Below are 22,284 nucleotides of genomic sequence, written 5' to 3'. Positions count from 1 at the left end.
AGCGTACGTTCTCTGGGGGATCCCAGACCTGTGGCGTGGTGTGTTGTGTCGCAGACACTCCGGTGGCTGAGCCGGGGGTGCTCGTCCGGGATCGGGTCGGCTCGATGTCGGCGGCATCGCGGCTGGACCATCCCGGCGCGCGATGGCGGCGGGGCATCGGCGATGCTGTGCGCGTGGAGTACGTGTCCAGAGTGCCGCGACCGCCGCTGGACGGGCTGATCGACGACCTTTACTACCTGGAGGGTGTGCCGCCGTACGCCCGGCTGACGCTGCCGCCGATGCCGGCGGCGCTGCTCATCGTCAACCTCGGTTCGCCATTCCGCATTCGCGCCGGCACTGACATCGAGACGGCCGAGTACGCCGACGGCTGCGTGGTCACCATGCCCACTCGCGCGTTGGAGTTCAGCTACCCACTCCGAACCCGTTCTGTCGGTGTGCATTTCAAGCCGTGGGGGGCGGCACCGTTCCTGCCGATGCCCGCGGCCGAGCTGTGTGACCGGCCGGTGACGGTCGAGCAGGTTTGGGGCCGGGCCGCCACGGCTGAGCTGCGAGACCGGCTGGCCACGGCGGACGGACCGCACGAGATGCTGACGCTGCTCGAGGAAGAGCTGAGGCAACGGCTTTGCGAGACCACCGGTCTGGGCCTGGTCCGTCAAACGAGCAGCGTCATCGCGGCAACCAGCGGGGCGGTGGCGATCGGCGACCTGAGCGTGGCAGCCGGTGTCAGCACCACTCATCTGGCACAGCGGTTCAAGGAGCTCATCGGCGTCACGCCGAAGCGGCTGGCCCGCACATACCGCTTCGCCGGCACCGTATTCTCGATCGACCCGGCCGGACCGATCGACTGGGGCGAACTCGCCGGTGGCGCAGGCTACTTCGACCAGGCCCACTTCGGTCACGAGTTCCGGGCGTTCACCGGGCTCACGCCGACCCGGTACGTCGAAGTCCGGCGGCGGTTCCTGCGCGAACATCCCGGCCACGTGCTGGACAGCTGGCCGCTGCCTGCCGATTGATTTCTTACAAGACCGCCAGCACACGACACGCTAATTTGAGGGCACCTCAAAGCAAAGGAGAGCCCGTGGGCAAGGTGGTCATGTACAGCTCGGTGTCGGTGGACGGCTTCGTCGCGGACGAGAACGACCAGCCCGGACCGCTGTTCGACTGGTTATCCAGCGGTGACGTGCCATTGGACGAGAGCGGCGCGGTCAAGGTGTCGCAGACGTCCTACGACTACACCCGGCGGTACTGGGACCAGATCGGGGTGACACTCGTCGGTCGCCACGTCTTCGACATGACCGACGGCTGGGAGGGGAAGCCGCCGAGCGGGATCGAACACGTGGTCGTCGTGACGCACCGGCCGGCCCCCGAGGGCTGGGACTCCGAGGCGCCGTTTCACTTCGTCGACGGCGTCGAGGCAGCCGTGGCAAAGGCGCAGGAGCTCGCGGGTGACCGCATAGTCGAGGTCGCCGCCGGCGACGTCGGTGGCCAGGTGCTTGCCGCGGGTCTGGTCGACGAGGTACGCATGGACGTCGTACCCGTCGTGTTCGGGTCCGGCAAGCGCTACTTCGGGTCGGTCCAAGCGCAGCACCTGTTGGCGGATCCTGACACGGTGATTCAGGGCAACCGGGTGCTTCACTTGCGCTATCGGGTGCGCCGTTGATCGATCTGAGCGGGTACGCGAAGCGAATGGGTATCGCTATTTCAGGATGAGCAGCGCGGATTTCTCGATGCGGTCGGCGATTTCCGAATAGGACGCGTAACCCATGCCCGCTCGCACGAGGGCGCCTGCGTAGAGCAACTCCAGCGACTCGACGACATCCGGATCCGGGTTCTCGCCGAGCGCTCGGATGAGCCGCTTGCGGATCTCGCCGCCGATGCGGCCGCGCAGGTGCACCACGTCGGGGTCGCGGCCGAGCAGCGCGCTGGTCACCGCGCCGGACAGTTCCTGTTCGTCGGCGACGAGCATCGCGATGTTCCGCAGTTCGGCGACCACCCGGACGGTCGGGTCCGCGTCCGAGCTGACCGGTGACGGCGCGGAAATCAAACGCCGCCAGAAGATCTCGGCGACCAGGTGCTCCTTCGAGGAGAAATAGGTGTACGCGGTGGCCGCGCCGACGCCCGCCGTGGCGGCGACCATCCGGATGGTCAGCCCCGCGAACCCTTCGCGCGCAAGCACTTCCACCGCCGACCTGGTGAGCTTGTCGACGGTGTCGGCCTGCTTCCCGGACAGCCTGCGGCGGGTCGCCTCGAGAATGACGGAATCGGGTTCGGACATGTGTCTGGATACTACTACCGGTGACTGTTCAGTTCTTCGCGGCGGCGATGCCCGCTCGCCGGCCATAGAAACTGCCGTCGCCCAGGGAAGCTCCGCTCACGTACCCGCCCGCGCACAGTCCCGAGGTGCAGCGCCCGGCGGCGAACAGGCCGGGGATCGGCTCGCCGGAGACGTGCAGCACCCGGGAATCCAGGTCGGTGCGCAGTCCGCCGAGCGTGAAACCCGCGGTGAATCCGCGCATATCGAACGCGGCCAGTGAACCTTGCAGCGGCCGAACCCACTCCGTCTTCTTGCCGAGCAGCGGGTCCGTGCGGTCGGCGGCGTGCAGGTTGTAGCAGTCGACGGTGGCCTGCAGTGCGAGAGTGGGCAGCCCCATGTCGCGCTCGAGTTCCGCCACCGTTTCGGCGGCCCAGGTGGGCGGCTGCCGGAAGAACGGGGTGGACGTTTCGGTAGCGAGTCCGGCCTCGTAGGAGGCCTCGTCGATGACGAGGAAGGCCTGGTTCTCCTGTTGGATGAGCGTTGCCTGGCCGATGCGGCCCGGGTAGGTGTCCTCGGCGATGAACCGCTGGCCGCGCCCGTTGACCAGGATGCCGCGCGCCATCAGCTGCGGGTCGCCGAAGAACGCCACCTCGGTCGCGTCCATGTGTGCCAGTTCCGCGCCGAGGGCTTGCGCGACCCGGATACCGATGCCGTCGTGTTCCTCGATCGCGGCGGCGGGCCTGCCGATCAGGCGCGGCGCGTAGCCTTCGATCATCTGCTGGTGGTAGGCGAAACTGCCGGTGGCCAAGACGATTCCGCGCTCGGCGCGGATCGCCACCTTCTTGCCGTAGCGTTTGGCGATCACACCGACGACGCGATCGTCGTCGTCCACCACCAGCCGGCCGAGCCGCAGGTCGTATTCGACTCGGACACCAAGGGATTCGGCGGTCTCCGCCAAGGGCTTCATCAGCATGTAGCCGCCGCTCTTGCGGCCGATCTTCTTGTCCGCCATCTGCGGAACATGGCCGCGCGGTGCCGGTTTCGCGATGGTGTTGAACGGTGCGGCGTTCTCGCCGCCGGAGTACATCAGCCCCTCGTCGTGCGGCGGCTCCCAGCCCGGCTCGCCCCAGAAGGCTTCGCGGAACGGCACACCGTTGGCGACGAGCCAGTTGTAGTGCTCGACGCTGCCGCGCGCGTAGTCGGCGATCTTGGCCTTGTCCACGCCGGGACCGAGGGCGGCCAGCAGGAAGGTCTCCATGTTCTCCGGCGTGTCCTCGAAGCCGAGCGCCTGCTGCAGCGGTGTACCGCCGCCGAGGTAGATGAAGCCGCCCGCCATCGCGGCCGCACCGCCCCAGCCGCCGGTGCGTTCCAGGATCAGCACGTCGGCGCCCGCGCGGGCCGCCTCGATCGCGGCGCACACCCCGGCGATGCCGTAACCGGCGACGACGACGTCGGCCCGATGGTCCCACTCGGTGACGCTGCTCGCACGCAGCGGGCGAAGGGTGTTGGCATCAGACATGTTTCGGGTCCTTCACTCGGTGCGATCGGATTCTTGCTTGCGGGCGGCCTTCTTCTGCTGCGCCACAATGGTGCCCACCAGGAGGTCGAGTTTGGTGCCGTTCGGCCAACCTACGTAGTGGCAGAGGAACACCGCGATCTCGTGCAGCTGCTCCTCGGTGAGTTCCTCGTTGCGCAGTGCGGCGCCGATCTGGATACCCGCGGTATCGATGGCGCCCTGTGCGGTGAGTGCGCCGAGCAGGATCAGTCGCCGGTCCCGGATGGACAGTGCGGGACGCGACCAGATGTCGGCGAACAGGTGGTCGGCGGTGACGGCGAAGTGGGACCCGGGATAGTCCTGGAATTCCGTACCGTACACCTCGGCCATCTTGGCCAGGCCGCGCTCGCGCACGGAATCGGCGGAACCGTTGTCAGTCATGATTGCCTTTCGGAGGCGCCGACGCCGAGCCCCGGCCCGAGGCGTTCGAGCGCGAGTTCGGCCAGGGGGAGTGGGACGTCGAGCCGGGCGCCGAGGTCGAGGGCGAGGTTGAGGTCCTTCTCGCCGAGGTCGCGCACGTGCTGGAGGATCGGCAGCCAGAAGTCGCCCTCCGCGATCGGCGCGGTGCGGTCGCGGAGCATGATGGCGCCGGGTCCGCCGGTGACGGCGTCCGAATGGCGAACGACCTTGCCGAGCAGGGTGATATCGAGTCCGGCGGCCTCGGCCAGTCGTTGTGCCTCGGTTGTCGCGGCGAAGGCGATGAAGTGGACCAGGTTGCGCGCCAGCTTCATTCGGGTGCCCGCACCGACCGGTCCGGCGTGCACGATCAGATCGGCGAAGCAGCCGAACGGTGCCCGGACTCGCTCGAAGGCCGCGTCGCTGCCGCCGACCATCACAGCCAGCGTGCCTTTCGTGGCGCCCGGTCTGCCGCCGCTTACCGGTGCGTCGATGAGTTCGACACCGTGCGTGGTGCATTCGGCGGCCAGTTCCTCGGCGGTCCGGTCGCTGATCGTCGAATGCACAGCGACCACGGTTCCCGGTGCGGCACTGCGCAATACACCTTCGCGGCCGGTGATGACGTCGCGCACCTGGGCGTCGTCCACCACTGCCACCGAGACGACCGTGGCGTGTTCGGCGACCTCGGCCGGAGAGGGGGCGGCCTCGGCGCCTTCCTCGGTGTAGGGCTTCATGGCCTCGGGGCGAACGTCGCACACGGTGAGTCCACCCGGCCAGTCGAGCAGGCGCTTCGCCATCGGCGCGCCCATGGCACCGAGGCCGATGAAGCCGATTCTGGGCTCGTTCATGACCGGAACACCTGTCCGCCATCGACATTGAAGATCTGACCGGTGACCCAGCTCGCCTCGTCGGACAGCAGGTACAGGCACGCGCCGACCAGGTCCGCGGGTGTGCCCATCCGCTTGAGCGGTAGACGATTCACCATGTCTTCGACGATCGCCGGCGGCGTCACCGCCTTGGTGGCGTCGGTGTCGATGGGACCCGGTGCGATGGCGTTGATTCGGATGTTCGAGCCGCCCAGCTCGAACGCCAACTGCTGGGTCAGGCCGTTGATGCCGACCTTGGCCAGGCCGTAGAAGCTGGAGTAAGTCCAAGCGGCGGTGGACGATTGGTTGACGATCGAGCCGCCTGCCTTGCGCATGTGCGGCCAGACGGCCCGGGTCATGTTCAGCGCGCCGTCCATGTTCACGCTCATGAATTTCTTGTAGTAGTCCCACGGCACGGTGAGCAGCAGGTTGAGCTTCATCTCGCCGTAGATGGCGGCGTTGTTGACGAGGTGATCGATGCCGCCGAACTCGGCGACCGTCAATGCGGCCAGCGCGGCGGCGGATTCGGGATCGGCCACGTCGACCTGACCGAACAGTGCGGTACCGCCGTCGGCGGTGATCTTCTCCACCGTGGCCTGGCCGCCCTCGGCATTCTTGTCGGCGACAACGACTTTCGCGCCCTCGGCGGCCAGCGCGGCGGCGTACGCGGCACCGATGCCCTGTGCGGCACCGGTGACGATGACGGATCTTCCCGCGAAACGGGCCATGACGATGTGCTCCTCTTATCCGGCGGTCGCGATCAGCTTGGTTTCCAGGTATTCCTCGAACCCTGCGAGGCCCATCTCCCGGCCGATGCCGGACTGCTTGTAGCCGCCGAAGGGGGCGTCGGCGGAGTACCAGACGCCACCGTTGACGCTCAGCGTCCCGGTGCGTACGCCGTTGGTGACGTGGCGGATTCGCTCGGGGTCGGTGCCCCAGACCGAGCCGGACAGGCCGTAGGGGGAGTCGTTGGCGAGGCGGATGGCGTCGTCGTCGCCGTCGTGCGGAATGACGACCAGCACGGGGCCGAAGATTTCCTCGCGGGCGACGGTCGCGGTGTTGGGCACGTCGGCGATCAGCGTCGGCTCGAGGAAGAAGCCGCGGTCCAGGTGCTTCGGCCGGCCGCCGCCGACCACGATGCGGCCACCCTCCGATCGCGCGATGTCCAGATAGCGCTCCACTCGGGCGCGCTGCCGTTCGGAGATGAGGGGCCCGCAGACGGTCCGCGAGCTGGCGGGATCGCCCGGCTTGATCCCGGCGATGGTCGCGGCGGCGGCCTGCACCGCCTCGTCGTAGGCCGCGCGCGGAACGAGCAGCCTGGTGGTGATCGCGCAGCCCTGTCCGGCGTGCACGCAGACCGAAAACGCAGCCACCGCACAGGCTCCTGCGATATTCGCGTCGTCGAGCACGATGAACGCGGACTTGCCACCCAGTTCCAGGAACGCCTTCTTGAGTGTCGTTGCGGCGCCGCGCATCACCGCGCGCCCGGTCTGCGTCGAGCCGGTGAAGCTGATCAGGTCGACCAGGGGGTGCTCGGCGAGTTGGGCACCGAGCCCGTGGTCGGCGGAGGTCACGATATTCAGCACACCGGCCGGGATGTCGGTCTGCTCGGCGACGATCGCGCCGACGGCCGCCGCACACCAGGGTGTGTCGGGAGCGGGCTTGAGCACCACGGTGTTTCCGGCGGCGAGCGCGGGACCGAGCTTGGCGAAGGTGATCTGGTGCGGGAAGTTCCACGGGGTGATCGCGCCGACCACGCCGACGGGTTCGCGGCGTAAAACCCGGCGGGTCTTGATGCCCATCGGCTCCGCGACACCGAGATCGGTTTCCCAGCTGTAGGTTTCGGCGAGTGCGGCCGAGTAGGCGAGGTCGGCTACCGGCCCCTCCAGTTGCGGGCCCCGGGTGAACATGGCGGGCGCGCCCGCCTCGGCGATGGTGAGCGCGCGCAGGTCCTCGATGTGCGATTGCAGCGCGGTGCGCAGTTGTTCGAGGCAGTGCGCGCGGAATGCGTGATTGCGGGACCAGTCGGTGTCGTCGAATGCGTTGCGGGCGGCGGTGATTGCCGCATCCATGTCGGCGGCGTTCGCGTTCGCGGCGTGCCCGAGCACCTCCTCGGTCGCCGGATTCACGGTGGCGAACCGGCCGTCGCCACCCTCGACCAGCTTGCCGCCGATCAGCAGTCGCGCACCATCGGCGGGCAGCAGGCTGGTCATGCGGTTCTCCGATGCTGTCTGGACACGTGTACGGAATATAGTCACGACCCGCGATTTCGCGCAAGAACAGGTTCTAACTCTGTCATTCTGGGCTAAGCGTCCCACGACCCGTGGTGGATTCTCTGCGGTTCCCGGGCGGGTCGACTGGATTGTGCGCAATGGTGTTGGTAAGCCGGTGGAAACGTTGTCGGAGGTAGGTGCCGGTGGTACTGTCCAGACACATGTCCAGCTATCTGTCGCCGCCCGGTTCGATGCGAGTTCGCGCTCGGGGGAACTTGTTCTCGAATGCGGGGTGGGTGTGGTGACGGCCGCGGTGGAACCCGTGACGTTCGATCCGTACGACTACCGGTTCCATGAGGACCCGTATCCGACGTATCACCGGCTACGCACCGAAGCGCCGTTGTACTACAACGCCGAGCTGGATTTCTGGGCGCTGTCGAGGCACGCCGACGTGACCAACGGATTCCGGGACAGCACAAGGCTGTCCAGCGCCAACGGTGTTTCCCTCGATCCGGCCGCCTGGGGCCCGCATGCGCATCGGGTGATGTCGTTCCTCGCCATGGACGATCCGCGGCATCTGCGCATGCGCAGGCTGGTGTACAAGGGGTTCACGCCGAAGCGGGTGGCCGAAATGCAGGGCCGCATCAAGGAATTGACGCTGTCCTACCTCGAACCCGCGCTTGCCACCGGATCTTTCGACTGGATCGATGAGGTCGCGGGCAAGCTGCCGATGGACGTCATCTCCGAGCTGATGGGCGTGCCCGCAAGCGACCGCGTCGAAATCCGCAGGCTCGCCGACCTTGTCGTGCATCGGGACGACGGCGTGCTCGACATTCCGCAGGCGTCCATCGAGGCGTCGATCAAGCTGCTCACCTACTACACCGAGATGGTGGCCGAGCGCAGGCGCACGCCTAGCGCCGACCTCACCTCGGCGCTGCTGGATGCCGAAGTCGACGGCGACACACTGTCGGACGAGGAGATCATCGGCTTCCTGTTCCTGATGGTGGTCGCTGGCAACGAGACCACCACGAAGCTGCTGGGCAACGCGCTGTACTGGGGCGCACGGAATCCGGGGGAGTACGCCAAGGTCGCGGCGGAGCCCGCGCACGTGTCGGACTGGGTGGAGGAGACGCTGCGTTACGACACCTCTAGTCAGGTGATCGCCCGCTCCGCCACCGCGGAACTCGACTATTACGGCGGCACCATCCCCGCCGGTGCCAAAGTGCTGCTGCTGATCGGTTCGGCCAACCGCGATCCCGCCGTGTTCGACGACGGCGACGCCTACCGGATCGACCGGGCCGACAAGGCCGGGCTGGCGAGTTTCGGTGCGGGCGTGCACTACTGCCTCGGCGCGCATCTGGCTCGGTTGGAGGCTGCGGTTGCGTTGCGCGAATTTGCCTGCCGGGTGCGGACTTACGACGTGGTCGAGGCGGGCATCGTGCGCGTGCACTCCTCGAATGTGCGCGGCTTCGCGAAGCTGCCGATCGTTGTGGAGGCGAGATAGTGCCGCGTTTCGAACCCCACCCGGCCCGCCGCCCGGTCCTGATCGCCGGAGCGTCGTCGGGCATCGGTGCCGCCACCGCGGCGGCGCTGGCCGAACTCGGGTATCCGGTCGCGCTCGGCGCGCGCCGGGTCGACCAGTGCGTGGAACTGGCGGACAAGATTCGCGCCAACGGCGGCGAAGCCTTCGCACAGCGGTTGGACGTCACCGAGGCCGCGTCGATCGATGAATTCGTGACCGCAGCCGAAAATGCGTTGGGCCCCATCGAGATTCTGGTCTCCAGCGCCGGGGACATCGAATTCTCGCCGGTGCACGAGATGGATCCGGAGCGGTTTCTGAGTCAGGTTCAGGTGCATCTGGTCGGTGCGCATCGGCTGGTGCACCGGGTGCTGCCCGGCATGCTCGATCGGCAGCGCGGTGACGTCGTGCTGATCAGCTCCGACTGCGCTCCCGAGCCGCGGCCGCGCACCGGTGCCTACAGCGCGGCCAAGGCCGCATTGGAGGCCATGGCCTCGCAGATGCGGATGGAATTGGAAGGCAGCGGGATTCGAGCCTCATTGGTGCGACCCGGCCCGACGCTGACCGGAATGGGGATGAACTCCACCCCGGAGGTCGTCGGGCCGCTGCTGGCGTCGTGGAAGGACTGGGGCTTCGCCCGGCATCCGAACATGCTGCGCCCGTCCGCTCTGGCCGCCGCCGTGGTCGCGGTGGTGTCCACGCCGCGCGGGGCGCATCTCGTGCTCGTCGAAGTCCAGCCGGAAGCCCAGGTGAGCCAGAAGTGAGAATCATCGCCGATCTGGACCTGTGTCAGGGGCATGCCGTGTGTCAGGACGAGGCGCCGAACGCCTTCCGGGTGCCCAAGCGCGGCCAGGTGGAAATCCTGGTGGACGTGCCCGACCCGGCCGATCGGGCCGACATCGAACGGGCCGTCCACTACTGCCCGACGCAAGCACTGTCGATCGCTCCCACGGAAGGTGCCCGGTGATGACAGGTTTCCCGCGTGACGAGCTGGACGAGATGGTCCGGCGGTGGCTGATCGAGAACCAGCGCTGCGAGGAGAAGGGCGACTGGAAACCCTTGGCGGAGATGTACACCGAGGACGCCACCTACGGCTGGAACTACGGCCCGGCGCAACAATTCATGGCCGTCGGCCGCGGCGAGATCCGGGACCTCGCCCTCGGCCAGGAGATGCAGGGACTGGACGGCTGGACCTACCCGTACCAGGAATTCGTCATCGACGACCGCACCGGCACCGTCATCGGCTTCTGGAAGCAGGTGTCGGAGGTGAAACGGCCCGACGGACGGCACTATTCACCCGAGGGCATCGGCGGCAGTTGGTTCCGCTACGGCGGCGACTTCCAATGGTCCTGGCAGCGTGACTTTTTCGACTTCGGCAACGTCTCGCACATGTTCATGGAGATGATCACCGGCAAGGTGCTGCCCGCCGGCATGCAGCAGCGCATCGAACGCTCGGTCGCCGGACCACTGCCGGGGTGGTACCCGATCGGTGAGTCACCGGCCTCGCTGTGGTGAATGCGATGTCGGGGAGCAACTTCGAGCAGCTGTCGCGGGCACAGCTCGCCACCCTGTTGCCCGAACTGCTGCTCTGTGGGCATCTGATCGACCGGTCCGGCATGGCACACACCATCGCGGCGTTCGGCCGGACCGGGATGACCGCCGTCGCGATCGAGGAGTGGCAGCTGGCCAGTCCGGTCTACACCCGGCGCATGCAACGGGCGTTCGGGTTCACCGGCGACGATGTGGTCACCATCTTCAAGGGTTTGCAGCTGGATATCGGTGCCCCACCGCAATTCATGGATTTCCGGTTCCGCGTCGACGATCGAGACCACGGCGAGTTCTGGCTCGACCATTGCGGCGCGCTACTCGACGTGGAGCCGATGGGGGACGAGTTCGTGCTGGCGATGTGCCACGACATCGAGGATCCGACCTTCGACGCCACCGCGCTGGCCACCAACCCGCACGCGCGGGTTCGCCCGATTCATCGCCCGCCGCGGCGTCCGGCGGACCGGAAGCCGATGTGCGCGTGGACGGTCACCATCGACGCGGCGCACGTACCGCCGCCCGTTCCGCAGCACGCCGACCAGATCACGACTACGGCGGCGGCACGGTTGGCGCTCGCCGACGTCGATCCCGCGGATGAAGGCCAGTCCGACTATTCGGGCCCGTTGCTGAGTGACCTTCGCTTCGCGGACTTCTCGAAGTCGGCGCTGGTGCGGATGGCGGACGAGGTGTGCCTGCAACATCATCTACTGACGCTCGGGTTTCTGATCGCGGTGCGCTCCAGGCTCGACCCGACCGCGGCGATCGAGCTGGGCCGCAAGCAATTCGCGGGCATCGCCGGGCTCACCGCCGAACGACTGCGCCGGGCACTGATGCTCGGCGATGACACGGCCGCGCTGGCCACAGTGCTGCGCCTGCATCCGGCGTGGAATCCCTTGGCGTACACGAGCATCAGTGTTGTCAGCGCCGATGAAACCGTCCGCCTGACGATTCCACGCGACACCGGTGCCGATGCGGACGGTTCCTGGCCCGCGATGGTCGATGCCGATCACCTCGCGCCCATCGACGCGATGGCCCGCGCGGTGAACCCCCGATTCGTCGCGCGGACAGTCGATTCCACCGACCGTGCGCTGACCATCGAGATCGCGCGCGCGGATCAACCCTTCCGCGAGTCGACCGAGGTCGCGCTGACCCGATTCAGCACCGGGGCAGCTTTTGCCTTCACCGACCGCGGCATCCCGCTGCCGCTGACGGTGGTGTGCGAAGTATCGAGAGAGTGAATTGCCGTGGCACGTAACTTCGCCGACCTGTTCGAGCATTCGGCCGACGCGATGCCCGACCGCGTGGCCCTGCTCGAAGGCGACCGCCGCCTGACCTTCGCGCAGCTCGACGCGCGCGCGAATCGGCTGGCCGCGCACCTGATGGCCGCGGGGATCCGCCAGGGCACCCATATCGGGTTTCAGATGCACAACGGCATCGAGACGATGGAGACGCTGCTCGCCTGCTTCAAGGTTCGAGCCGTTCCCATCAACATCAACTATCGCTACGGCGTCGAGGAACTGCGCTACGTCTATCGCAATGCGGACCTGCGGGCGCTGATCTACCACGCCTCCTACGCGCCGGCGGTGCACGAGGCCGCGGCAGAGGTGTGGTCGCTGCATCACCGGATCGTGGTGCCCGACGACACCGCCGACACGGACCCGCCGGTCGACGCCGTGCACTACGAGGACGCGCTCGCCGCCGGTTCCACCGAGCGCGATTTCCCGCAGCGCAGCGCCGACGACCTGTTCATGATGTACACCGGCGGCACAACGGGACTGCCCAAGGGCGTGATGTGGCGTCAGGAAGACATGTGGCGGGTGCTCGGCGGCGGCATCGACTTCTATACCGGGGTGCCGGTGGCCGACGAATACGAGCAGTCCCGCGTCGGCGCGCAACGGGAGCAGAGCATGTGGTTCGTGCTGCCGCCGCTGATCCACGCCGCCGCGATGATGCCGACCTTCGCCGCGCTGTGGTCGGGCAACGCCGTGCTGTTCGAGCCCCGATTCGATGCGAATCGAGTGTGGCAGCGGGTCGTTCGGCACCGCCCGCAGGTCATGGTCATCACCGGTGACGCTATGGCGCGGCCGCTACTCGATGCCTACCGTGCCGCACCGGTCGACGCATCGGGGCTGCTCGCCATCGGCTCGGGTGCCGCGCTGCTGTCGCAGCCGGTGAAGAACGAACTGCTGGAGCTGTTTCCGTCGGTGGTCGTCACCGACTCGATCGGCTCGTCGGAAACCGGTTTCGGCGGAATAGGTTTCGCGCAGAAGGACGACAATCCCGCTCAGGGGCCGCGAGTTCGGATCGGGCGGGGTTCGATCGTGGTGGACGACGATGGGCGGCCGGTCCAGCCGGGCGAGGAAGGGTGGCTGGCGAAGAGCGGGTCGGTCCCGCTCGGCTACTACAAGGACCCGGTCAAGACCGACAAGCTGTTCAAGACCGTCGATGGTGTCCGCATCGTGGTCACCGACGATCGGGCACGGATCGAGCAGGACGGGTCGGTCACCCTGCTCGGTCGCGGCAACATGGTCGTCAATACCGGTGGCGAGAAGGTGTTCGTCGAAGAGGTCGAGGGCGTGGTGAAGGCGCACGATGGGATCTACGACGCCGTGGTGGTCGGTGTCCCGCACGAGCGGTGGGGCTGGCAGGTCGCCGCCGTGGTCTCGGTCGCCGAACCCGTCGATTTCGCGGCGTTGGACAGCCACGTGCGCAAGCATCTCGCGGGTTACAAGGTGCCCAAACAGATCTGGCTGGCCGATGTGATCGCCCGAGCCCCCAGCGGCAAGCCGGACTATCGCTGGGCCAAGGACTACACGACGCGGCGCGCGCCGGACTATCAGGCGGGCTGATCCATGAGACTGCGCGAACGCCCACGCCACGCAATAGGAACGTGTTCTAATTCGAATCGAGCACCCGGCCCGATACCTGCGGCGATTCCGCACGTCATGGAGAATTCCTGATGAGTACAGAGACCACGAAGAGTCCAACGGCCGCGCTGCCTGCCCGGATCACCGGAGCGCTGATCGACCGGCTGACCGGTCTGATCGCCGCCGACGGTACCGCCGCACCGTACTCGATGACGGAGGTCTACACCGGCGCTCCGGTCGGTGCCCTCCCGCAGTCCACGCCGGACGACGTCGTCGCCGCTGCCGCGACTGCCCGTGCGGCACAACAGGAGTGGGCCGCGCTGCCGCTGCGGCAGCGGTTGCGAGTTTTCGAGCGGATGCACGAATTGATCCTCACCGAGGTCGAGACCATCGCCGATCTCATCCAGATCGGCTGCGGCAAGACCCGCCGGATGGCCGTGGAGGAATCGTGCGACGTGCCGATGGTCATCAGCCACTACCTGAAAACCGCGCGCCGCGTGCTGCGTTCGAAGCGCCGCGGCGGTCCGATGCCGATCGTGACCACCTCGACCGAGGAACACCGGCCCAAGGGCCTGGTCGCGGTGATCGCGCCGTGGAACTTCCCGTTCGCGATCGCGCTGTCCGACGCGATGCCCGCACTGATGGCGGGCAACGGCGTAATCCTCAAGCCGGACAACAAGACCGCGCTGTGTGTCCTCTACGGGGTCGAACTGCTGCACCGGGCAGAGTTGCCGCGCGGGCTGGTGCAGGTCGTGTGCGGGGAGGGCCCCGATATCGGGCCGAGCCTGATCGACAACGTGGAGTTCGTCATGTTCACCGGCTCGACCGCCACCGGCCGCGTGGTCGGCGAACAGGCCGGGCGCAACCTGATCAGCTGCAGTCTGGAACTCGGCGGCAAGAACCCGATGCTCGTGCTGGCGGACGCGAACCTGGACGACGCGATCGCCGGCGCGGCGTTCGCGGTGTTCGCCAACTCGGGGCAGGCGTGCATGCACATCGAGCGGATCTACGTACATCGCAGCCACTTCGACGAGTTCACGCGTGGATTGGTCGCTGCCGCTGACGAATTGAACACCAAGATCGGCGCGGCCTACGACTACGCGCCGGAATTCGGTTCACTGGTGTCGGTCCAGCACCGGGATCGGGTCGCCGCGCACGTCGATGACGCCCGCGCCAAGGGTGCCACCGTGCTGACCGGCGGCAAGGTGCGCCCCGACATCGGTCCCGCGTTCTACGAGGCGACCGTGCTGACCGGCGTCACTCCCGAGATGACGCACGCGACCCTGGAGACCTTCGGACCGGTGGTGAGCGTCTACCCGTTCGACGACGAGCAAGCAGCCATCCGGCTCGCCAACGACACCGACTACGGCCTGAACGCCAGCGTGTGGAGCCGGGACCTGGCCCACGCCAACCGCATCGCCGCCCAGCTGCAAGCGGGCAACATCAACATCAACGACGGGTTCGTGGCGACCTACGCGGCCAAGGGCACGCCGTCCGGCGGGGTGAAGCAGTCCGGCGTCGGGACGCGGCACGGCGATCAGGGACTGCTCAAGTACACCGACACGGTGAACGTCGGCGTGCTCAAGCGCCAGGTGATGTCGGCCCGCTCGGGGCAGCCGTATGAGAAGCAATTGAAGATCACGCTGATGTCCTTGCGGCTGATGCGTCGAACAAGACTGCGCTGAGGCGCGGTTCGCAGTACCCACCTGAGGAGGTAGCCGTGGCGACACCGTCGTTGCCGGCCGGATTCGACTTCACCGATCCGGCGCTCTGGGAAACGCGAAGGCCCATCGAGGAATTCGCGATGCTGCGCCGGACCGCGCCGGTCTGGTGGAACCCGCAGGCCGATGACCACTCCGGCGGGTTCCGCGACGGCGGCTACTGGGTGGTGAGCACACTCGATGACGTCAAGGAGATCTCGCGCAACTCGGAACTGTTCTCGTCCGAGCGGAAAGGCTCGATCATCCGGCCGTCCGACGCCACCACGCCGGAGCAGTCGGCGGCGGCGAGCGTGCTGCTGGTGAACATGGACCCGCCGAAGCACTCCAAATTCCGCAAGATCATCACGAAGGGCTTCACGCCGCGCGCGGTCGAGGGACTGCGCGTGGCATTGACCGAACGCGCGCATGCCATTGTGCACGAAGCGAAAAAATCGGGTGGCGGAAATTTCGTCGAACAGGTCGCGTGTGAGTTGCCGTTGCAGGCGATCGCCGAACTGATCGGCGTGCCGCAGGCCGACCGGCGCAAGCTGTTCGACTGGTCGAATCAGATGCTCAGCTACGACGACCCGGATTACGGTGATCCCGCGCTCGCCTCCGCCGAAATCCTCGGTTATGCCTGGAACATGGCCGAGCAGCGGCGCGGTGCCCCGGCGGGAGACATCGTGTCCGAACTCGTGCATGCCGACGTCGACGGCGAGTCGCTCGGGTCGGACGAATTCGGGTTCTTCGTCATCCTGCTTTCGGTGGCGGGCAACGAAACAACACGCAATGCCATCACGCACGGCATGAAGGCATTCGTGGACAATCCGGAGCAGTGGGAGCTGTATCAGCAGCGGCGCCCGCGCACCGCGCCCGACGAGATCGTCCGGTGGGCCACGCCGGTGACGGCCTTCCAGCGCACCGCCACCGCCGATACCGAGATCGGTGGCACGCCGATCCGGCAGGGCGAGCGGGTCGGCCTGTTCTACGGTTCGGCCAACTTCGACGAGGACGCGTTCGCCGATCCGTTCACCTTCGACATCCTGCGCGACCCCAATCCCCATGTCGGTTTCGGCGGCACCGGCGCACACTACTGTGTCGGCGCGAACCTGGCCCGCCTGGAAATCGACCTCATGTTCAACGCCATCGCCGACGCCATGCCCAAGATCACTCAGGTGGCCGATCCGGTACGGTTGCGATCGGGGTGGATCAACGGAATCAAGAATTGGCAGGTCCGATACGAATGAATCTTCGAGACGTACCGCTGCAGACACTGAGCGGCGAATCCGCGACGCTGTCCGAGCTGGTTGGCGACAAGGTAGTGCTGCTGGTCAACGTGGCCTCCAAATGCGGCCTGACACCGCAGTACACCGGGCTCGTCGAATTGCAGAAGTCCTACGGCCCCCGCGGTTTCAGCGTGGTCGGCGTCCCGAGCAACCAGTTCATGGGCCAGGAGCCCGGCACCGCCGAGGAAATCCAGGAATTCTGCTCGACCACCTACGGCGTCGACTTCCCCCTCCTGGAGAAGACCGACGTCAACGGCGAAAACCAACACCCACTGTATGAATCCCTCACCGAAACTGCGGATGCCGACGGCACCGCAGGCGACGTCCAATGGAACTTCGAAAAGTTCCTGATCGACCGCGACGGCAAGGTGGCCGGGCGCTTCCGCCCCACCGTCACCCCCGACGCGGCAGCCCTCGTCACAGCCATCGAATCCCTACTCTGACCACAAACAGAATCCGCACCTTAACTCGGGATCTGCACTGACTCTAGGGCCCTATTCCTAGTGCCGATCCCGAGATAGGGTGCGGATTTTCGCTCACTCCCTGCGGTGGGTGAGGGGGGCGCGGAGGCCTAGGTGGTGGCGGAGGGTGGTGCCGGTGTATTCGGTGCGGTAGACGCCTCGTTCTTGGAGTTCGGGGACGAGCCAGTCGACGATTTCGTCGAGGCCGGTGGGGATCAGGTAGGGGGAGATGTTGAAGCCGTCTACTGCGCCCTGGCGGACCCAGCGGGCCAGTTCGTCGGCCACCTGGGCGGGGGTGCCTGCGAAGCCGGAGCGTTCGGTGGTGGCGATGACTGTTTCACGGAGCGAGAGGTTTTCGGCCTCGGCGCGGGCGCGCCATTCGCGGGCGATGGACTGCGGGTCCTGGCCGTGGCGGGGTGCGCCGCGGGTTTCGGAGATGGGGCGGTGTTCGGGGTCTTCCTTCGGGAGGGGGCCGTCGGGGTCGAGGTGGGACAGGTCGCGGCCCCACACCTGACCGGCCAGGGAAAGCGCGGTCTGGCCGGTGTATTGGCCGTTCTTGACCCAGCGGACCTTCTCCTCGACCTCGGATTCCTTCTCCGCCAACACGATCTGGGTGCCGGGCAGGATCTTGATGTCGTCCTCGGGTCGGCCCGCGGCGCGCAGGCGGGCGCGGATGTCGGTGGCGAAGGCGAGGGCGTCGTCGAAATGTGTTCCGTGCCTGGAGAAGATGACGTCGGCGTTGGCCGCGGCGAAATCGCGGCCGGTGGGCGAGTCACCGGCCTGGAAGATGACGGGATGGCCCTGGGCGCTGCGGGGCAGCGTCGGGGTGATCCGCACCTGGAAGTGGTCGTTGGATCTTTCGACCGGACGGATCGCGTCCTCGCTGGCCCAGGACGGGCTCTGCTGGGAGGTGGCGATGGCGCCGTCCCGCCAGGAATCCCAGATCGCGCGGGCGATGGCGAGGAACTCACCGGCCCGCTCATAGCGCAGGGCATGATCCAAATAGCCACCGCGACGGAAGTTTTCACCGGTCCAGGCGTTGTCGGTGGTGACGGCGTTCCAGCCGGCCCGGCCGCCGGAGATCAGGTCCAGGCCGCTGAGGCGGCGGGCCAGGTCGGCGGGCTCGTTGTAGGTGGTGTTCTGAGTGGCGACCAGGCCGATGTGCCGGGTGACGCCCGCCAGCGCGGCGAGTTGGGCGATCGCATCGGGTCGGCCCGCGATGTCGAGTTCGAGGATCTTGCCGTCCTGCTCGCGCAACCGCAGGCCCTCGCCGAGGAAGAACGCGTCGAACAGCCCGCGCTCGGCGGTCTGCGCGACGTGGCGGAAGGTCTCGAAATCGATCTGTGAGCCGCTGCTCGGATCGGACCAGATGGTGGTGTGGTTGACGCCCTGGAAGAACACACCGAAATGGACCTGGGCGTCCGGACGTGGATCGTCTGTCATGTCAGGCTCCTATCGGCCGGTTCGACGCGGCATAGCGATTGGCGGGGCGGGGCAGGCCGAGGTTGGCGCGCAACGTCGAACCCGGCACCGGGCGGTGGGCGACGCCGGTGCGCAGCAGCGCGGGCAGCACCTCGCGGGCGAGCACCGGCAGGTCCTCGTCGATGACGGCGGGATGCAGGCGCACGCCGTCCAGGTGAGTGCTGAGATGAGTCAGTAGGTCGACGAGCTCTGCCGCGGAACCGGAAAAGGCAAGGCGGGCAGGGGAGTTCGAGGGTGCCGCACCGAGCCGTTCGACGGCCGTCGCGCCGGGTGTGTCCAGCGTGACGTCGATTTCGGCGAAGGTGAGGCAAGCCCGCGCGTGTTCGGCCGATTCGATAGCGGCCGCGACCGAGTCCGCCGCGACCAGCCGGACATCGACCTCCCCGTCGGCACCGAACACCACCGGCTGTCCCTGCGGTGGGCGCGGCACGATCGACGGGCCCTTCACCGAGAACGAGGCGCCACGAAAGTCGATGTAGTGCAACTTGTTCCGGTCCAGGAACCGGCCGTTGGGGTAGTCGCGGATCACCGCGTCGTCCTCCCACGAGTCCCAGAGGCGGCTGGCGACCTCGATGGAATCGTCTTGCTCCCGGTCGAGTCGGTCGCCGGTGACCTGCGCGCGTCCCCAGGTCGCCGCGGCCCGCGGGTCGTCGATCCGTTCGGCGATCCACCCGGCCCTGCCGCGGGACGCGTAGTCGAGCGTCGCGATCTGCGAGGAGGTGTGGAACGGCTCGGCGTAGGTGGTGGCGACCGTCGGGACCAGGCCGATGGTGCTGGTGGTCGCCGCGACGAACGAGGCGCGGGTGACCGCGTCGATGCGACCGGCCACCGACTCCGGCGGCAGGATCGAGTCGGCGAAGGTGACGAGCGTGAAGCCCGCGTTCTCGGCCGTGGCGACCCGGGTGCGCAGGGTATCGCCGGTGAGCAGGCGGTCCGGCGTGTGGGTGGCGCGGCGCCAGGCCTCCGGATGGAAGCCTTCGCCGTCGAGTTCTATGCCGAGCGCGAAAACGCCCATTCGACACCTTCTTCCATGCTGCGATCGAGAATTGCGGTGATGACGCCGTTGTCGGCGAGGAGAGCGGGCCGCGGGTCGTCGGCCAGCCGAGCGGCGGCGGCCGTGCGGGTTTCGCGGACGCCGACGACGGGGAGTGGGGGATCGAGGTGTGCGGTGACGGCATCGTCCCGCGGTGCCGTGGTCAACGTGGACAACGCTGCGGCACCGAGGATCTCGGCGACGACTACCTCGGTCGAGCCGGGCCGGGCGAGCACGACAGGCAGAGTGGTTGCGTCATGGAGTATTTCGAGTGCCTCCGCGACAGATGCCGTTGACGGAACGAATCCGACAGTGCCGGAATAGCTCTCGGCGCCAACTGTCTCGTCAGCCGCTGCCCCGATATCGAAGCCGAGCCTGCCGACCCAGTCCTCATCGAAATACTTACTCAGATAGGAACGCCCGGAATCCGGCACGATCACCACCACTACGTCGTCCGGCGACAGCTCGGCGGCCACTCGCAGCGCCGCCGCCACGGAAACCCCGGCCGACCCACCGACCAGCAGTCCTTCCTCCCGCGCCAGCCGCGCGATCACCGCGAAAGCCTCTGCATCGCCGACCCTTTCGATCCGCGACACCACCTCCGGGTCATACGACTGCGGCCAGTCGTCCTCGACGGTCTCCGGATGCCGGAAGTGGCCGACCGCCTCGACGTAATACGCCCGCCCGTCCCCACCGCCGTACACCGAATGCTCCGGGTCCGCGCCGACAACCTGAACGCGACCTTCCGACACCTCACTGAGGAAGCGGCCCGTGCCGCTCACCGTCCCGCCGGTACCGATACCCGCCACGAAATGCGTGACGCGCCCACCGGTCTGCTCCCAGATCTCCGGACCGGTCGTGCGATAGTGCGCCTCAGGATTCGCCGGATTGTCGTACTGCCCGGCCAGCCACCCACCGGGCGTCTCCGCCGCGATCCGCGCGGCGAGGTTGCGCACGTGCTCAGGGTGATGAGTGGGCCGACCACCCGGCGTCACCCGAACCTCCGCCCCCAAGGCCCGCAGAATCGCGATCTTCTCCCGACTCGTCTTGTCCGGCACCACAACCACGGTCCGATACCCCAGCCCCGCCGCGACCAACGCGAGCCCGATCCCGGTATTGCCCGACGTCCCTTCGACAATCGTGCCGCCGGGCCGCAGCGCACCGCTCGCCTCGGCCGCCCGCACCATCGACAACGCGATCCGATCCTTCACGCTGCCACCGGGATTGGTGGATTCGAGCTTCGCGTACACCGCGGCACCGCCGACGGCCGTCACCCGATTCAATCGAACCAGCGGCGTGTGCCCGATCGCGTCGACCACGGACTCGAATACTTGCGGCGCGGCAACGAGACCGGTTCGCCCGACTGGCATCTCGACACCTTTCTGTCCGACTGGCGAAGCAGCCCTCTTCAGCATGCGATCCATTGCGGCCGGGCGCGACGGTTTGCGTCGCGCTGATTCGAAGCCACCCACACAGCGCTGATCCCGGGCCACCAGGTGACCCGGGATCAGTGTGGTGCCGCTATCGCGCCGCGCGGGCCGACAGACCCGCCGCGACCAGCACCGTCACCCCTTCCGCGATGGCGGTGCCGCCCAGCGCGTGCGACGCGGACAGCGCCGTACTACCCGCCAGACCGAGGAACAACGTGCCGAACGAGGCGATACCGACCACGATGCCGAGCTGCACATTCGTCACCAGGATTCCGCTGGCATCCGCCGCCAGACTCATCGGCACCTTGGCCAGCGTCCGCGTCATCAGCGGGCTGAACGCGAGCCCGTTGCCGACACCGCAGAGCGCGAGCAGCACCAGTGCGAGCGGGCCCACGTCGGCACCGTCGCGCAGCAGCGCACCGATCGTGACCATGCTCGCGGCGGCCAGCACCAGTCCGAGCGGAATCATCGTGGCGTGGAACCGATGTGGAATGCGCTCCCAGTTCATGCCCGCGATCGCGAACGTCACGCCCAACGGGATGAACATCAGCCCGGCGTGCAGTGCGCTGTAACCGAGCGTGCTCTGCAGATGGATGGCCATCACGAACATCCAGCCACCGAACGTCGCCATCACCACGAACAGGGTCGCCGCGGTGAGCAGCAGTCCCGGCGCGGCGAGCACCCGGTGCGAGAACAACGGCTCACCGTCGCGCGCCGCGACCGCCCGCTCGATTCCGAGGAACGCCGCGAAGGCGATCACGCAGGCGCCCAGCGAAATCCAGGACCACACCGGCCAGTTCAGCTCCCGGCCGAGCACCAGCGGAAGCACCAGGGCCAGTACCGCCGCGGTGAGCATGGTGAGCCCGGCGAGGTCGAGCTTGCGATCGAAACGCTGGGTCACCTTGGGCAGCACCCGCGGCGCGATCACGAGCAGCGCGAGACCGATCCGCACATTGACCAGGAACACCCCGCGCCAGCTGCTGCCGCCGATGTCGGCGCTGACGATGAGCCCGCCGAGCACCTGCCCGGCGACCATGCCGCCGGAGATGATCGCGGAGTACACGCTGAGCGCCTTCGCCCGCGCGTTGCCGGTGAAGTTGCGCTGGATGAGCGTCATGATCTGCGGCACCATCGCCGCCGCGCCGACACCCTGGGCGAAGCGGAACACGATGAGCGATATTTCGTTCCAGGCCAGCCCGCAGACCAGCGAGGCGAGCGTGAACAGCGCCAGGCCGGCGATGAACATCCGGCGCTGACTGAATCGGTCGCCGAGCCGGGCGCCGGTCACCAGCAAAACGGCGTAGGCGATGACATAACCGGCCACGATCAGCTGCAAAGCCGCGCCGGAGGTGTGCAGGGAACTGCGAATCGAGGGAATCGCGACATTGACGATGGAGGCGTCGAGCACGGCCATGAACTGACCGGTGAGAATCACTGCGAGGATGGCAAGGGTGCGCCGCGCGCCGTACGCGGCGGGTGGAGCTGCCGGGGGCGCGGTAACCGGCTGTGCGGCTGCCGAATCCGGCGACAAGATCTGCGTCATGCACTGATCTTGCGGGCTGTCCGACACCAGTAACAGGAGCCCATTAAAACTGGTACCGGCAACACCTGGATAAGCGAGCGCGGAACGCGAGGAATGTCCGCTATACGGCATATTATTCCTGTCAGGTGTGGCGG

The 22,284-nt window shown here is 67.4% G+C and carries 21 protein-coding genes; 11 read left to right on the top strand and 10 right to left on the bottom strand.

Annotation, left to right across the window (positions count from 1 at the left end):
- Window positions 1–62: 62 nt before the first annotated feature.
- Both ACFWF1_RS36490 and ACFWF1_RS36485 read left to right on the top strand, forming a co-directional pair.
- Entirely contained in the window at window positions 63–1,013 is a 951-nt protein-coding gene (locus ACFWF1_RS36490; protein ID WP_379288556.1) for a helix-turn-helix domain-containing protein, read from the top strand.
- 65 nt (window positions 1,014–1,078) lie between these two features.
- Window positions 1,079–1,660: a dihydrofolate reductase family protein gene (locus ACFWF1_RS36485; protein WP_379288558.1), complete on the top strand. Its 582-nt coding sequence runs from the start codon at window positions 1,079–1,081 to the stop codon at window positions 1,658–1,660.
- A 36-nt stretch (window positions 1,661–1,696) separates the two neighbouring features.
- On the opposite strand, the gene ACFWF1_RS36480 is transcribed toward ACFWF1_RS36485, so the two are convergent.
- Genes ACFWF1_RS36480 through ACFWF1_RS36455 form a run of 6 tightly spaced genes read right to left on the bottom strand, consistent with a single transcriptional unit; the run spans window position 1,697 to window position 7,284 of the window.
- Window positions 1,697–2,275, bottom strand: coding sequence for a TetR/AcrR family transcriptional regulator (locus ACFWF1_RS36480; protein WP_379288560.1), 579 nt, complete (start codon window positions 2,273–2,275; stop codon window positions 1,697–1,699).
- A 28-nt stretch (window positions 2,276–2,303) separates the two neighbouring features.
- Window positions 2,304–3,773: an FAD-dependent oxidoreductase gene (locus tag ACFWF1_RS36475; RefSeq protein WP_379288562.1), complete on the bottom strand. Its 1,470-nt coding sequence runs from the start codon at window positions 3,771–3,773 to the stop codon at window positions 2,304–2,306.
- Window positions 3,774–3,785: 12 nt separating this feature from the next.
- The gene (locus tag ACFWF1_RS36470) at window positions 3,786–4,190 is read right to left on the bottom strand and encodes a carboxymuconolactone decarboxylase family protein (protein WP_379288564.1); all 405 of its coding nucleotides are present in this window, start codon (window positions 4,188–4,190) and stop codon (window positions 3,786–3,788) included.
- Complete coding sequence (locus ACFWF1_RS36465) at window positions 4,187–5,053, bottom strand: NAD(P)-dependent oxidoreductase (RefSeq protein WP_379288566.1); 867 nt, start codon at window positions 5,051–5,053, stop codon at window positions 4,187–4,189. Before ACFWF1_RS36465 ends, ACFWF1_RS36470 begins: the two co-directional genes overlap by 4 nt.
- Complete coding sequence (locus ACFWF1_RS36460; RefSeq protein ID WP_379288568.1) at window positions 5,050–5,799, bottom strand: SDR family oxidoreductase; 750 nt, start codon at window positions 5,797–5,799, stop codon at window positions 5,050–5,052. The genes ACFWF1_RS36465 and ACFWF1_RS36460 overlap by 4 nt, the downstream gene beginning before the upstream one ends.
- Window positions 5,800–5,814: 15 nt before the next feature.
- Complete coding sequence (locus ACFWF1_RS36455) at window positions 5,815–7,284, bottom strand: aldehyde dehydrogenase (RefSeq protein ID WP_379288570.1); 1,470 nt, start codon at window positions 7,282–7,284, stop codon at window positions 5,815–5,817.
- 298 nt (window positions 7,285–7,582) lie between these two features.
- Between ACFWF1_RS36455 and ACFWF1_RS36450 the strand changes: the two genes are divergently transcribed.
- The 9 genes from ACFWF1_RS36450 to ACFWF1_RS36410 all read left to right on the top strand — a co-directional run bounded on the left by ACFWF1_RS36450 (window position 7,583) and on the right by ACFWF1_RS36410 (window position 16,644).
- Entirely contained in the window at window positions 7,583–8,788 is a 1,206-nt protein-coding gene (locus tag ACFWF1_RS36450) for a cytochrome P450 (protein WP_379288777.1), read from the top strand.
- Window positions 8,788–9,567, top strand: a complete 780-nt coding sequence (locus tag ACFWF1_RS36445) for an SDR family oxidoreductase (protein WP_379288572.1) — start codon at window positions 8,788–8,790, stop codon at window positions 9,565–9,567. The genes ACFWF1_RS36450 and ACFWF1_RS36445 overlap by 1 nt, the downstream gene beginning before the upstream one ends.
- Window positions 9,564–9,770: a ferredoxin gene (locus ACFWF1_RS36440; RefSeq protein ID WP_379288573.1), complete on the top strand. Its 207-nt coding sequence runs from the start codon at window positions 9,564–9,566 to the stop codon at window positions 9,768–9,770. The genes ACFWF1_RS36445 and ACFWF1_RS36440 overlap by 4 nt, the downstream gene beginning before the upstream one ends.
- Window positions 9,770–10,318, top strand: coding sequence for a nuclear transport factor 2 family protein (locus ACFWF1_RS36435; RefSeq protein ID WP_379288575.1), 549 nt, complete (start codon window positions 9,770–9,772; stop codon window positions 10,316–10,318). Before ACFWF1_RS36440 ends, ACFWF1_RS36435 begins: the two co-directional genes overlap by 1 nt.
- A gap of 5 nt (window positions 10,319–10,323) precedes the next feature.
- Entirely contained in the window at window positions 10,324–11,586 is a 1,263-nt protein-coding gene (locus ACFWF1_RS36430; RefSeq protein WP_379288577.1) for a hypothetical protein, read from the top strand.
- 6 nt (window positions 11,587–11,592) lie between these two features.
- Window positions 11,593–13,197: an acyl-CoA synthetase gene (locus ACFWF1_RS36425; protein ID WP_379288579.1), complete on the top strand. Its 1,605-nt coding sequence runs from the start codon at window positions 11,593–11,595 to the stop codon at window positions 13,195–13,197.
- A 110-nt stretch (window positions 13,198–13,307) separates the two neighbouring features.
- Entirely contained in the window at window positions 13,308–14,900 is a 1,593-nt protein-coding gene (locus ACFWF1_RS36420) for a succinic semialdehyde dehydrogenase (RefSeq protein ID WP_379288581.1), read from the top strand.
- 35 nt (window positions 14,901–14,935) lie between these two features.
- Window positions 14,936–16,162: a cytochrome P450 gene (locus tag ACFWF1_RS36415; protein WP_379288583.1), complete on the top strand. Its 1,227-nt coding sequence runs from the start codon at window positions 14,936–14,938 to the stop codon at window positions 16,160–16,162.
- Window positions 16,159–16,644, top strand: coding sequence for a glutathione peroxidase (locus ACFWF1_RS36410; protein WP_379288585.1), 486 nt, complete (start codon window positions 16,159–16,161; stop codon window positions 16,642–16,644). Before ACFWF1_RS36415 ends, ACFWF1_RS36410 begins: the two co-directional genes overlap by 4 nt.
- A 93-nt stretch (window positions 16,645–16,737) precedes the next feature.
- Here ACFWF1_RS36410 and ACFWF1_RS36405 read toward each other — a convergent pair whose 3' ends face one another.
- The 4 genes from ACFWF1_RS36405 to ACFWF1_RS36390 all read right to left on the bottom strand — a co-directional run bounded on the left by ACFWF1_RS36405 (window position 16,738) and on the right by ACFWF1_RS36390 (window position 22,150).
- Window positions 16,738–18,105 carry an NtaA/DmoA family FMN-dependent monooxygenase gene (locus tag ACFWF1_RS36405; protein ID WP_379288586.1) on the bottom strand — a complete coding sequence of 456 codons (1,368 nt, stop codon included), beginning with the start codon at window positions 18,103–18,105 and terminating at the stop codon, window positions 16,738–16,740.
- Window position 18,106: 1 nt separating this feature from the next.
- The gene (locus tag ACFWF1_RS36400; RefSeq protein WP_379288588.1) at window positions 18,107–19,159 is read right to left on the bottom strand and encodes an LLM class flavin-dependent oxidoreductase; all 1,053 of its coding nucleotides are present in this window, start codon (window positions 19,157–19,159) and stop codon (window positions 18,107–18,109) included.
- Window positions 19,135–20,547: a PLP-dependent cysteine synthase family protein gene (locus ACFWF1_RS36395; RefSeq protein WP_379288590.1), complete on the bottom strand. Its 1,413-nt coding sequence runs from the start codon at window positions 20,545–20,547 to the stop codon at window positions 19,135–19,137. Before ACFWF1_RS36395 ends, ACFWF1_RS36400 begins: the two co-directional genes overlap by 25 nt.
- A 151-nt stretch (window positions 20,548–20,698) precedes the next feature.
- The gene (locus tag ACFWF1_RS36390) at window positions 20,699–22,150 is read right to left on the bottom strand and encodes an MFS transporter (protein ID WP_379288591.1); all 1,452 of its coding nucleotides are present in this window, start codon (window positions 22,148–22,150) and stop codon (window positions 20,699–20,701) included.
- Window positions 22,151–22,284 lie beyond the last annotated feature (134 nt).

This window comes from Nocardia sp. NPDC060255 (genome assembly GCF_042727395.1).
Lineage (GTDB): Bacteria > Actinomycetota > Actinomycetes > Mycobacteriales > Mycobacteriaceae > Nocardia.
The sequence above is the reverse complement of the archived record's forward strand: the minus strand, read 5'-3'. Positions and strand labels throughout refer to the sequence as shown.